We start from the raw sequence: 13,320 nt of genomic DNA on the forward strand, positions 1-13,320 counted from the left end.
CTATGTAATGACATCATCACCTTCGGTTACCGCATCCACGCCACAAGCAGACGCTAAGACACCAGCCCTACTGACCGCCTCACAGCTAAACAAAACCGTGCAAGTCGGTGAGCAAAAATTGTCTATCATCAAGGACGTCGATATATACGTCAACGCTGGCGAGTTTGTGGTCATTATGGGCAAATCAGGCTCGGGTAAATCGACCTTACTAGGATTGCTCGCAGCATTAGACTATCCCGATAGTGGTACGGTGTCGCTGGCAGATCAAACGCTCAGCAGCTTGGATGAAGACGCACTTGCGGTCATTCGTCAACAGGACATGGGTTTTGTCTTTCAGTCATTTCATCTACTGCCGACCCTAACTGTCGCTGAAAATATCGCCTTTCCTCTTGATATTGCCAGACGTCCAAACCCATCACGCGTAGACGAGCTGATTGATGCGGTCGATTTGGGTCATCGCCGTCACAGCTTACCCAATCAGTTATCTGGTGGTGAGCAGCAGCGTACGGCTGTGGCACGAGCGCTAGTATCGCATCCTAAAATTGTCTTTGCGGATGAGCCGACAGGGAACCTCGATGAGCAAAATGCCGATCAAGTGATGCAGCTGCTATTAAATCTACGCCAGCAAGTTGGCTCTGCACTAGTAGTCGTGACTCACGATCCTGCGCTTGCCGAGATGGCAGATCGCGTCATTACCATGCATGACGGACGGATTGTACCGACATGAATGAAAAGCTGACAGACAACACATCGACTGATATAAAAAAGACTGATACCAGTATGCGTCAAGAGACCAGTTATTCTAGCGGTATCCTCAATCAACTTTTCACCAAAACACTAGGCTCGCAAGCACTCAGCCGTAGTTGGTGGCAGCGCTGGGTGTATCCAGTGTTGTTTCTACTCACATTGACATTGTCACTTGCAACCTACCTGACCCTCGACTCGGTGCAGCAATCTGTTGATCGCTATATCAATGACAATCAGCGTGCGCTCGTTGGTGGCGACTTGATTTTGAACAGCAAGCAAGACTGGCCAAGCGAGGTATTGGCGCAAGTAGAAACCATCCCCGATACGCAGATCGTATATGATTATCAGTTTAGTGCCATGCTCGTCACCGATGAGCAAACTTTGCTTGCCAGCGTCAAAGCCGTCACACCGTCTTACCCTTTGTACGGTACCGCTGAGCTTGCCTCAGGAAAGCCGCTGTGGGAGCAACTAACCGCTGACAATATCGTCGTCGCCCCAGAAGTGCTCAGTAGCCTAAACGCTAGTGTCGGCGACCGTATCGATATTGGCGATGCGCAGTTTACGATCAGTGATGTGCTGACCAAAGAACCTGACAGACCTTTGACCGCCTTTGGTTTTGGTGGGCGGGTCTTAATGAAACAAGATGCGTTAGAGGCCACCAATCTACTCGGTCAGCGCAGCCGCATCAATTACCGTATCGAGATAGCCGGTGATCCTGAGCTGATAAGCACGCAGCGCAAAAAGCTCACAGGCATACTGACCAGTTATCCTAATATTGAGCTCTCTGATGCTGATTCGGCGGACACTTCGGTCTCGCGTATCTCTGATAATGTATTGATGTTTTTAAAGTTACTGGTCATCGCAGTGTTGCTACTCTCTGCAGTCGCCATGTACGGCGTCATTAGCGCGTTCGTCAGTAAGCAGCAGTCCAATAATGCCATTCGTTTGGCGTTAGGCGAGCCGCTTGGTTCACTCAAACGTAGCTATTATCAATTGCTTATCGTCACTACCGCCATTGCTTGTATCGCAGCAGTTGTACTTAGTCTGGGCTTGCTTAAAATTGGTCAGCCGTACCTCGCGGCTATCTTACCTGCTGACGTGGGTCTATCTATCAATCCAATTAGCGCGATCAAAACCATATTCATTGCCTTAGCCCTGACCCTACTGATTGCGCAGCGTGGTTTAAGCGCGCTTAACACCACCAAACCCGCGACCCTACTTAATCAAGGAGCAAGCCAGCAGTCGCAAAACCTGCCGTGGTATCGACGCGTGCCATTACTGTGGTATGGCTTGGTGATGACAGGGCTGTATGCCTTCTTTGCTTATGAAGTTGGCTCATTGTCATTAGGCGCGCAATTATTGGGCGGCTTGATCGGCTTTGTGGCGATATTTTGGCTACTGGCGCGTGGGTGGCTATGGCTGCTTAATAAGTTGGCGAGCAATGCCAAGGTCAGTTGGATGCAGCGTATCGCTATTCATAATCTGGCGCGCAAGGGCAATCAATCCGCATTATTCTTTGTCACCTTATCGCTATCGGTTGCGGTGCTGACGCTCATCACCACACTCAATCACAGTATCAACGCGCAGTTTATCAATGCCTATCCTGAAGACGCGCCCAATCTGTTTTTGCTCGATGTGCAGAGCGAGCAACATGACGATATTGATGCGATCATTGAGGCGCCTGTCACTTATTACCCCGTCATTCGTGCGCGTGTGGAGACGGCGAACGATGTACCGGCAAAAGATATCGAGCCTGAGGATGGGTTTGATGATCCCACGCGGGTGTTTAACTTGAGCTATGCAGATACGGTGATGGATACCGAATACATCGTTGACTCGCTCACAGACGATGCGCTGTATACGCCTATCGATGATGCCGATCAGCAAGTCAAACCCCTATCTATCTTGGACACTGCCGCCAGTATGCTCAATGTCGGCATGGGCGATCAGGTGCGCTTTAATATTCAGGGTATCGAAATCGTCGGGCAGATCACCAGTATTCGCACGCGCTATGAGCGTGGCCCAAGTCCGTATTTTTACTTCTTATTTGAGCCGTCGGTGCTGTCCGCTGCCCCGCAGATTCAGTTTGCCACCGCGCATGTATCAGAAGATACCATTCCAGAGCTACAAGGCAAACTGGTACGCCAGTTCCCTGCGGTCACGACCATCGATGGCACGGCTATTGCCAAGCAAATTCAAGAGCTGGTGGTACAAATGAGCCGCTTGGTCTATGTGTTTACTTTGCTTGCCCTACTCACTGGGGTCATGGTGCTGATCAGCTCGCTGCTGTCTACCTCACAAGATCGTATGAAGGACAGCGCATCGTTTAGACTGCTCGGTATGCAAAAGCGTGACTTATATATGCTCAATATTCTAGAGTTGGGTGTGCTTGGTATTAGCGCGGCGACATTTGCCGTCGTTATCGCCAGCGTCGGCGCATGGGCGGCCATCACGCAATGGTTTAATCTACAGTTTAGTGTGCCGTGGGTGAGCTTGGCTATTGGTGGTACGGCGTTAGTCGTATTGCTGTTTGCCATTGCCATTATCTATGTGAGGTTGGTGATTGGTCGCGGGATTATGGCACGGGTAAGGGCGATGATTTAGAAGTTGTATTTGAAGACTTAGCAGAGATTAATGAAAGGTTAGTTTTTACAGCTAATCCTGCTTCAGATCGATAAGCTATAAGATGATATAATTGAATGTAATTTAACGTTTTGAAAACAATTTCAAAATTAGAAAAATTGATTTTACTTCTATTAGGCTCTATTACTTTCTCTAAAAACTCTTTTTTACCATAAAATTTTGTTTGATCGGTTTTTTTATTAGAAGGATTAAATGTTCGCTGATCAACTTTAGTTTGAAGTACATTTGAATCATATAGCTTTTCTACATCAACATCTTTATCCAACTGCAGAATATAAAGGTTATTGTAAACGTGATAAAACAACATTATTCCTACTGTCGGAATATTTATTTTTTTAATAGTTTTATCGAATAATTTCTCAGCCATTTTGATGACATCGTTACCTGCTTTATCACCATCTAGAAGAATAATGCAAGGGAACTTGCTGATAGCTATTGATTTATCTATGAGCTGATATTCACTTAGAAATTTGTTTATCAGACCTGTTCCACCTTTCATACCAGTGAAATGCGAAAAACGTTTAGTATTACCTAAGTAGGTAAACTTTATACTGCTATTATGAGCATTATAGATGGCTTTGTAAGCAATTCTCAAATGACGAGGGTCAGTAAAACCTTCACCTATCACTGTTGTTCTGGATTGATAAATAAAATTGTAATGGAATAAAAATTTTGTATATAATTTTTGAAGACCTTTCATATCGCAATATTTAATATGGCCGTCATCTACCACCAGGTTTCTATCACGTTTAATATAATAAATAAAACTAAGTATTCCATTCAATGAGTTATCATTCGCTATGTTAGCTCTCCTATGCTCAGAAGATTTGAAATACATACCTGTCATACAATACTGATTTACCATAGACCTAGTATATCTATAGTATTCTTTTCTTATATTTACTTTTTTGTTTACGGATAAAGAATTTACTTCTTGTCTTTCATTATTAGTATACAGACGTGTTTTAGACTTATTTACTTCAAATCCTGAGGATTTAATAATTTTTTCTAATTGAATACCTACAATCCAGCGATCTTGTCGATGTACAGCAATTTGATATGGGAAGTCTTTGAGATTCGTAGAAAGTGTAATATCATCCGCATATCTCGTATAATCAAGCTTATACTTTTTAGCTAAACGTAGAATCCTAATATCAAGGATACTGCCTATTAGATTACTAATAATAGGTGATAAAGGACTTCCTTGTGGTAGATACCCTTTCGTATTACCTGACTCTCTGTAAGTTGCAATTTGAGCTATGGTAACTGCAACGTCCACGTCTAAAAGAAAGTCGTTATTTTTGACGAAGTAACCTACAATACGGGGAAAATCTATACTTTTGAAGAAATCTGAGACCATCCCGAATTCTGTGTAACTGCCGTTTAGATTAAATGCTTGCTGATACGGTCATCAAACATAATCATAAAGCGATTTAAAGCAGACGTCCAGTTACGGATTGGCATCGACCACTTTTTAGAGGCCTGCTGGGTTGCTAAGTACACCACTTTGAATGCTGCCTGATCAGAGGGAAATACCTTACGCTTATTCACTGCCGTCCGAATCACACTGTTTAGCGACTCTATCGCATTGGTGGTATAAATCACTTTTCTGATGTCTTTCGGATACTCAAAGAACACCGTTAAGCCCTCCCAGTTATTGCGCCAAGACTTGATGACATGCGGATATTCCTTGCCCCATACCTCATCAAAGTGCTCAAGATTGGCCTCTGCTATCTCTATAGTATCAGCGCCGTAGATGGCCTTTAAATCAGCCGCTACGGCCTTTTTATCTGTCCACGGTACGAACTTCATCGAATAGCGCACCATATGTACGATACACAGCTGGACCTGAGCATTTGGATAAACGGTGTTAATGGCATCAGGAAAGCCCTTTAGACCGTCAACACAAGCGATTAAGATGTCTTGTACGCCACGGTTTTGAAGCTCGGTAAGAACACCTAGCCAGAACTTAGCGCCTTCATTCTCTGAGAGCCACATACCAAGCAGCTCTTTTTTACCACTAAGATTGACGCCTAGAGCTAGGTAAATGGCTTTGTTGATGATCTGCTTGTCTTGACGTACTTTGACGACAATGCAGTCCAAATAGACGATAGGATAGATACTGCTCAATGGCCGGTTCTGCCATGCAGTAATGTCCTCTAAGATGTTGTCGGTGACTCTTGAAACCAGTGTGCTTGAGATGTCGACGTCATAAAGCTCTTTAATGGTTTCGACGATCTCAGTGGTGGTTTGGCCCTTGGCGTAAAGGAATATGATTTTATCATCGAGACCTGAGATACGGGTTTGATGCTTACTAACGAGTACAGGCTCAAAGCTGCTATCACGGTCTCTTGGGGTAGATATCTCAAGCTCGCCTGTGTCGCTACGGACGGTCTTTTTAGTGTGACCGTTGCGTTTGTTTGGCTTGTCTGCTTTCTCATGCTTAGGATAGCCGAGATGATCTTCCATCTCAGCCTCTAAAGCAGTATCGATAAAGGATTGCATGAGCTGCTTTTGAAAGTCTTTGATGTCATCAAAGCTGTTCATGCTACCAGCCATTTGCTCGGCCAGTTTTTTAATGTCAGATTGAGTCGTCATTGCTTATTCTCCGGTTAGTGGATTATAAGCAGTTACACAGAGTTTGGGAAACTCTCAGAAATCTTTAATATCTAAATTAAATACGTACTTCTTATTTGTATGATTTTTTGCATTGCTGTAGATATCAAAACTAAACTTATTTAAATAATGCTCATTATCTATAGCGCCTCTAAAGCCATGAGAAGAAAAACTTAAAATTGAGACAGGTTTCGTTAACTTTGATATTCTGTTGCACTCTATTTCTTCGTAACAATCACTTAAAAGCGTTGCAAGTTTTTGCTGTAACTGCTTTAAATCAGCTTTAGGAGCTAATATATCTCTGCTTCCTCCTGTCTTCTTCGGGATAGTAAAGCTATGATATTTATTTTGTGGGCTTTGGGCATAGATTATTGCTGTAAATTGTTTAAGGGAATAGCCTAAAATAGTAGCTAAATCTTTTCTATCATCACATTTCTTTAGTGCTATTAAACTACTCATGTTTCACATCATCTTGTTTGGTTCCTTCTGGGAACTCATGTGGTCACAGTACAAATAACATTAATACCAGTCGAACCCTCCAAAGCCTTATAGGACTCAGACAGAAGCTCTTACATTGTCAGAACAGGTTGCGATACGCATCCCAAGGATCTTCCCAGAAGGGAATAGTCAGGTTATATGAAACTTGTTGTTTATTCAAGATTATATTTAAAAAGACAAGATGAGTTACGTATTGACTTTATGATCCATGAGAACTTGACAAATTTGACCCATCCTACGTCAAACCAAAACGCCCTCTACTCACCTAGAAGGCATTTTTTACTTCGTAAACTGTATATACATATAAGTCAATATCTGCCGCGCACTTTGCTTATTTTATAGCCCTCATTTGCTATACTAGCCCAACTTTATCGGTTAAATACCCACTTATAACACCCTCCCAAACAGCATGGTAGCCTTATGAAATTCTCAAAGTTCGGTCAAAAATTTACCCAGCCCACTGGCATCTCACAATTGATGGATGATCTGGGCGATGCGCTAAAAAGCGATCAGCCAGTCAACATGCTGGGCGGTGGTAACCCTGCCAAAATTGATGCCGTCAATGAGCTGTTTTTAGAGACCTATAAGGCGCTGGGTGTTGATAACGACGCAGGCGTACCCAACAGTAGCGCGATTATCAGCATGGCGAACTACTCCAATCCGCAAGGCGATGCCGCCTTTATCGATGCGTTGGTTGGCTTCTTTAACCGTCATTATGACTGGAATCTCACGGCAGACAACATCGCTCTGACCAATGGCTCACAGAATGCGTTTTTTTATCTGTTTAATCTGTTTGGTGGGGCGTTCGTTGATAAAAAGAACCAATCTATCGATAAGTCCATTCTACTGCCATTGACCCCTGAGTATATCGGCTATAGCGATGTGCATGTCGAAGGTCAGCATTTCACTGCCGTATTGCCGCATATCGATGAAGTGACGCATGATGGCGAAGCAGGCTTCTTTAAATATCGTGTCGATTTTGACGCGTTAGAGAACTTGCCAGCGTTAAAGGAAGGTCGTATCGGCGCGATTTGCTGCTCACGCCCGACCAACCCGACTGGCAACGTGCTGACCGATGACGAAATGGCGCATTTGTCCGAGATTGCTAAGCGTTATGACATTCCGCTGATTATCGATAACGCCTACGGTATGCCTTTCCCTAATATTATTTACTCAGATGTACAATTAAGCTGGGATGAGAATACGATACTGTGTTTTAGCCTGTCCAAGATCGGCTTGCCGGGGGTGCGTACGGGAGTTATCGTGGCCGCGCCTGAGGTCATCGCCGCAGTCAGCGCGATAAATGCGGTGGTCAATCTCTCGCCCACGCGCTTTGGTGCGTCTATCGCCACGCCTCTGGTCGAAAACGATGCCATTAAAGACTTGTCCGATAACGAGATTAAGCCGTTTTATCAGCAGCAATCAAAAAAGGCCATTGCGCTGCTTAAACAAGAGCTGGGCGATTATCCATTGAGAATTCACAAGCCTGAAGGCGCGATATTCTTTTGGTTATGGTTTAAAGACTTGCCGATTAGCACCCTTGATCTATACGAGCGCCTTAAAGAAAAAGGTACGCTTATTGTACCAAGCGAGTACTTCTTCCCCGGTGTGGATGTCAGCGATTACCAGCACGCACACGAGTGTATCCGCATGAGTATCGCTGCTGATGAGCAAACACTGACGGATGGTATTAGAGTGATTGGTGAAGTGGTACGTGAGTTATATGATGAGGCTCAAAGCAAGTAATCATCAAGTCAAATAGCAAAACGAAAAACGGACTAATAAATAGTCCGTTTTTTTATATAATGACTTTATGAAAACAATCTAACCAAACTCTTTTAGTAAAGCTTTAGCACTCATTTTACCAAACTCATTTGCCGCGAGTGGCCCATCGCCTGAGATCAGCTTTCTATCTTGATGCGTTTGTCCTGAGGCCAGTTTATTATCAATAGTAACGCCTAAATCTTCTAACTTTTCAGCAAAGTACCACGGCATAGGTCCCGGCAGATAACCGATTTTTGGCATTTGCTTATCCATAACCGTCGGGAAGGCTACCATCTCATAACCTTTAAAGATAAAGTCACGCTCGGAATTGGCTTCATCAGAACTGTCAGGACTATTAAGGTCAGCCGCCAATAACGCTGCAGGCCCATGACAAATCGCTAAGGTAAAGAGATCCTTTTCATGACCCCAGCGTAGCAATGCACCGAGGTTCTTGTCCTCAGGCAAGCCTAGCATAGCGCCGTGACCACCGGGAATAAAGATCGCCGCGTAATCAGTGCTGTCTGCCATATCGTTTTTGACAAAGTCAGCGATACTATTGGGGTTGTTAAACTTGGACTCGTACTCACTATAAATTTGTTTAACGTCGTCATCGTCTTCTGGCATCGCCCACTGCTCGACCTTGACCGCCTCGCCTGTTGGCGTAAACACATCGACATCAAAGCCTGCTTTTTTAAAATGTAATAACGGCACCATCATCTCCACCGGATGATTACCGGTATCAAATTTATTGCCGTTCTCCATAGTCATGTACTGCTCTTCGGTACAGACCATCATGATTTTCTTATCGCCCGTATAGAGATTATCGTAACTAGTATGATCGTAGTTGGTTTTATTCGGCGCAGCTATCTTTAGCGATGATGTTGAGGGAATATAAATGCCTGCTTCAGTTTCTTGCGGCTCTAAGCCTAGAGTATTTTTGGCGTTGTCTAAGGTGTCTTTGGCTTTATCTAATAGATCTTGCATATTCATAATGGCTTCCTTTTTTATGATTTATATTTATTGAGTAGCTATTTATTAAGTAGCTAGAAATGATAAATCTAAGGTAACAAATGAAGACATCATTAAATAGATGAGAGTTTTTATGTTTCGTAAGTTTTGTAAAGCAGGATTGAAAAACTGTTTTAACGGGTTTTCTTTAGTAGCTTACTTGGTGAGCTGCTCGCTTGAAAAATCCTTGTCCACTTATTTAAAGCAAATAGCACGAAAGGCAGCAGGCAGGTATTAATGAGATCATGAATACTTGCTTTGATATCTGTACCTTTTAGAGCCAGAAGGCCTTTTGGCACAATGATGTGACGATTGTCGAAATATTCACCTAGCAGTGCTACGCTAATGACGACTAATAATGCTAAAAAGGCTCTGATAGTCTGATTCTTAATGATAGGGCGTAAGATAAACATGCTGAGCAGATAGACGCCGACGCCGACGTAAATGTGTAACGCATCTTTGGCAAGGCCAGTTGTTTCAACAACGTTTATTTTAAAGGCGGTAAAGTCCACTAGAGTATTCCAAATATAAGCGAGCAGAAAATGATTGAGCGTATCACTAAACAATAATAACTAAAAATTGATAGTTAAGAATGACAATAGTGGAGAATAAAAAAGGTAGATTATACAAGCGATAATCTACCCTATTCTGAAGCAAATGTGCAATTTACGTTTACTGCTTATCTACACATTCCACTCGACAAAATTCTTTAGCAGTTGCAAGCCAGCGGTATGGCTCTTTTCTGGATGGAACTGGGTGGCAAATAGATTGTCTTGGATGACACTGGCACAGAACGGTTGACCATAGTCACATACCGCCGCCACTTGCGCGCTATCGGCAGGCTCGCAGTAGTAGCTGTGCACAAAATAAAAATGCGCATTGTCCTCGATACCGTGCCAAAGCGGATGGTCAAAATCCATACTGCTGATGGTATTCCAGCCCATATGTGGTACTTTTATCGTTGCGCCTTGTTTGTCTTTCCACGTAGGGTCAAATGCTTCTACCGTACCGTTTAAGATGCCAAGGCAATCTGTACCACCATTTTCAGCCGATTGCTCAAATAACGCTTGCATCCCCACACAGATGGCCATCACGGGCTTGTTAAACACTGCATCGCGTACCACGTCATCAATGCCTGCCTCATGCATACCAGCGATACAATCACGCATCGCACCGACACCAGGGAAGACAATTTTATCTGCTGCCGCGACAACTTTTGGATCATTGGTGATAGAGACGTCTGCCCCGACTACCGACAAGGCTTTGCCAGCTGAATGCAAATTGCCCATGCCATAATCTAATAGCGCTACTTTGGTCATCAATTGGTTCTCGTTTTTAAATATTTTGACTACTATACTATGTATACTATTTTCTGTTACTAAGGTGTAGATAAGGTTTTGCTACAAGGAAGTTAAGCGCAGGCTGTACAACCAGTACGCCAAGCTTAACTGACCCTCTTGAGTAACCTTGTAGAACAGCCTTATATGCGCCTTAGAAAGCCTCTTTGGTCGATGGCAAGGTATTCAGCGCACGCTCATCATATTCGCAGGCCATACGCAGCGCGCGAGCAAAAGCTTTAAAGGTTGATTCGATCTGATGATGGCTGTTTTTGCCTTTGAGATTGTCCAAATGCACGGTCATCCACGAGTGATTGACGAAGCCATAAAAGAACTCACTGAATAGGTCAACATCGAAACGGCCAACGTGCGAGCGCGTAAATGGAATATCCATATGCAGCCCTGGACGACCTGACAAATCCACCACAGCGCGTGTCAACGACTCATCTAATGGCGCATAAAAGTGCCCATAACGACGGATGCCTTTTTTATCGCCCAACGCTTTGTTAAACGCTTGACCAAGGGTGATACCGGTGTCTTCGACGCTATGATGGTCATCAATAAAGGTGTCACCGTTGCACTTGATATCCAAGTCAAACAAACCATGACGCTTAATCTGATCGATCATATGATCCAAAAACGGTACGCCCGTGTCTACCACACCTTTACCCGTCCCATCGAGGTTGACGGTACAAGTGATTTGCGTTTCAGCAGTGATGCGCTCAACGGTCGCGATGCGCTCAGGGCGACCATATAAATTTAGGTTTGTTGCTTGATTTTGCTCAGTTGCATTGGCTGTCATGGCTATTCTCTATCGGTTTTTTATCAGTGAAAAGCGGTCAATTATAAATAGGGTAAAACATCGTCCATTGCTGTCTGTTACATCACCGCTAACGCTGCCATCAGCGTCAGCAAAAAATGTATGAAAAAGTGATATAGTTAAGTCTAAATAAAAACGATACAGGATAATAAATTCATTTGATTAAACGCTATTTTTCTTGCTTGCTGTGACTACGTCTCCAGAGGCTGCGAAAAATAGCGTTTAATCTTATTGTATCGATTTTATATTGAACCGACTATATATACAAAAGATATCAATATATTAGGGTTGATGTGTATCACATATGATTTAGCATCATCATAGCAAACCCTAACATTTACTGCCACGACCAAGCGCTAAACCACGCACAAATTTACGTCATTCTGCTAAAATAGTGTGTTCAGTAATATCAATCATGACTCGCTCGAACATTGACAATGTCTACCTTATGGCACTACTCTCCATGACATAGTGCGGTGTCACACTGACTTTATACTATAAAAACCCTCTGTTTATAGGAACTGCTATGCCTTTAGAAGCGATCGCTATTAATAGCTTGGATGCGCCACTTATCAAAAAACCTGCTCGCGATAATGAGCTAGCAGAACGCTTGCAGGCATTGTACGATAGTGATGATGCGCAGCCTGATGGTGCTGAGGTGTTAAACATAGTGGCGCAAGGATTCAAACGTGGACAATATCTCTATGTTGGTATGTTCAATGATAAGCCTATCGCTGCGGTTGCTTGTTTTGATGATGGGCAGACCGATGCCAAGCGTTTGCAATATCTGACGGTACATCCAGAGAATCGTAAACGTGCCATCGATGCCAAATTTATTAAACTGGTCTATGATGCCGAAGTCAAAAAAGGCGTGCGTGAATTCGTCCCTGCAGATGCGGATATTCACCGTATTATGAGCGAGTATGAATTACTGCGAGTAAAAGACTAAAACGGCGATCAAAACGTCTCATTTTGCTAATATCTGATTATTTATTGTCTTTTATTCGATATAATGCAAAAATCACTTGACAGTCGTGCTCATATTTAGTTTAATAGCGCCTCAACGAAGACGGCTCGATAGCTCAGTAGGTAGAGCAACGGATTGAAAATCCGTGTGTCGGCAGTTCGATCCTGCCTCGAGCCACCATTCGTTAATAGATTCTAAAAAGCCCCGAACAGCAATGTTTGGGGCTTTTTTTATGTCTGTTATTTATACTCATCGCTCGCTTTACTCACGGTTGCATAACATTTTTGTGCTTTTTTCTACACCGCTTGGCTCAGTATACTCAGTAACTATGAATGAATAGATACCCATCATAGTACAGAGCCTAGGTGGCAGATATGAGAGAATTCGATTACGACTTGGATTATAAAAATCTTGATCTACGTGAGCATCCTGAGCTATATCGCGTCGGGCGCGGTGAGCAAGGCGTATTACTGGTAGAGCCTTACAAGTCTGAAATACTCCCGCATTGGCGTTTTGCCACGCCTGATATTGCAAAAGAGAGTAGTGAGACGATTTACCAGATGTTTTTGGATTATCTAGCTGACGATGATTTTGTCGGTGCAGATATGGCGCGCAAATTTATTCAAATGGGCTATACCCGCGCGCGTCGCTATGCCAATCACAAGGGCGGTAAAAAATATAAAGGGCCAGTACCTGATGACAAAAAAGGCCAAAGCGGCGCCCATGGCCGCGAAGAGTTACCACGACAAACCGAAGACCCCATCAAGGCAGAATCGGCGCGTATTTTTAAGATTAAATGGGACGAGTGCCGTGAGAACGAAGATTATCTAAGAATGAAGAAAGAACACCGCGCGCGTTATAGTTGATCCAATTTAAGAGTGGTACAAGGCAACCGAGTGCAGATGTATACGTCATACTTC

Annotated in this window: 12 protein-coding genes and 1 tRNA gene; 6 read left to right on the top strand and 7 right to left on the bottom strand. The window is 43.6% G+C overall.

Going from position 1 to position 13,320, the window contains the following annotated elements; translation table 11 throughout:
- Positions 1-7 precede the first annotated feature (7 nt).
- Positions 8-727 (top strand): ABC transporter ATP-binding protein, encoded by a 720-nt coding sequence (locus BTW00_RS09660; RefSeq protein WP_075107233.1) that lies wholly within the window; start codon positions 8-10, stop codon positions 725-727.
- Complete coding sequence (locus BTW00_RS09665) at positions 724-3,351, top strand: ABC transporter permease (protein ID WP_083603622.1); 2,628 nt, start codon at positions 724-726, stop codon at positions 3,349-3,351. Before BTW00_RS09660 ends, BTW00_RS09665 begins: the two co-directional genes overlap by 4 nt.
- Here the strand turns inward: BTW00_RS09665 and BTW00_RS09670 are convergent.
- From BTW00_RS09670 to BTW00_RS09680, 3 genes are read right to left on the bottom strand one after another with little or no spacing between them, the layout of a single operon-like run.
- Positions 3,323-4,750 carry a reverse transcriptase domain-containing protein gene (locus tag BTW00_RS09670; protein WP_075107234.1) on the bottom strand — a complete coding sequence of 476 codons (1,428 nt, stop codon included), beginning with the start codon at positions 4,748-4,750 and terminating at the stop codon, positions 3,323-3,325. The genes BTW00_RS09665 and BTW00_RS09670 overlap by 29 nt on opposite strands.
- 23 nt (positions 4,751-4,773) lie before the next feature.
- Positions 4,774-5,988, bottom strand: a complete 1,215-nt coding sequence (locus tag BTW00_RS09675) for an IS256 family transposase (protein WP_075107235.1) — start codon at positions 5,986-5,988, stop codon at positions 4,774-4,776.
- Between the two features lie 54 nt (positions 5,989-6,042).
- Positions 6,043-6,465 carry a hypothetical protein gene (locus tag BTW00_RS09680; protein ID WP_075107236.1) on the bottom strand — a complete coding sequence of 141 codons (423 nt, stop codon included), beginning with the start codon at positions 6,463-6,465 and terminating at the stop codon, positions 6,043-6,045.
- 459 nt (positions 6,466-6,924) lie between these two features.
- Here BTW00_RS09680 and BTW00_RS09685 point away from each other — a divergent pair, with 459 nt between their 5' ends.
- Positions 6,925-8,250, top strand: a complete 1,326-nt coding sequence (locus BTW00_RS09685) for a valine--pyruvate transaminase (RefSeq protein WP_075107237.1) — start codon at positions 6,925-6,927, stop codon at positions 8,248-8,250.
- A gap of 78 nt (positions 8,251-8,328) precedes the next feature.
- On the opposite strand, the gene BTW00_RS09690 is transcribed toward BTW00_RS09685, so the two are convergent.
- The 4 genes from BTW00_RS09690 to hisB form a co-directional block, all read right to left on the bottom strand.
- Entirely contained in the window at positions 8,329-9,258 is a 930-nt protein-coding gene (locus tag BTW00_RS09690) for a DJ-1/PfpI family protein (RefSeq protein ID WP_075107238.1), read from the bottom strand.
- 152 nt (positions 9,259-9,410) lie between these two features.
- Complete coding sequence (locus BTW00_RS09695; RefSeq protein WP_075107239.1) at positions 9,411-9,788, bottom strand: hypothetical protein; 378 nt, start codon at positions 9,786-9,788, stop codon at positions 9,411-9,413.
- Between the two features lie 171 nt (positions 9,789-9,959).
- Complete coding sequence (hisH, locus tag BTW00_RS09700; RefSeq protein ID WP_075107240.1) at positions 9,960-10,595, bottom strand: imidazole glycerol phosphate synthase subunit HisH; 636 nt, start codon at positions 10,593-10,595, stop codon at positions 9,960-9,962.
- Between the two features lie 172 nt (positions 10,596-10,767).
- Positions 10,768-11,415 carry an imidazoleglycerol-phosphate dehydratase HisB gene (hisB, locus tag BTW00_RS09705; RefSeq protein WP_058025247.1) on the bottom strand — a complete coding sequence of 216 codons (648 nt, stop codon included), beginning with the start codon at positions 11,413-11,415 and terminating at the stop codon, positions 10,768-10,770.
- 544 nt (positions 11,416-11,959) lie between these two features.
- Between hisB and BTW00_RS09710 the strand changes: the two genes are divergently transcribed.
- The 3 genes from BTW00_RS09710 (at position 11,960) to BTW00_RS09720 (ending at position 13,266) form a co-directional block, all read left to right on the top strand.
- Positions 11,960-12,382: a hypothetical protein gene (locus BTW00_RS09710; RefSeq protein ID WP_075107241.1), complete on the top strand. Its 423-nt coding sequence runs from the start codon at positions 11,960-11,962 to the stop codon at positions 12,380-12,382.
- A gap of 122 nt (positions 12,383-12,504) precedes the next feature.
- Positions 12,505-12,580, top strand: a tRNA-Phe gene (locus BTW00_RS09715).
- Between the two features lie 194 nt (positions 12,581-12,774).
- Positions 12,775-13,266, top strand: a complete 492-nt coding sequence (locus BTW00_RS09720; protein ID WP_075107242.1) for a DUF4385 domain-containing protein — start codon at positions 12,775-12,777, stop codon at positions 13,264-13,266.
- Positions 13,267-13,320 lie beyond the last annotated feature (54 nt).

The sequence above is a fragment of the Psychrobacter sp. C 20.9 genome (genome assembly GCF_001921765.1).
Lineage (GTDB): Bacteria > Pseudomonadota > Gammaproteobacteria > Pseudomonadales > Moraxellaceae > Psychrobacter > Psychrobacter piscatorii_B.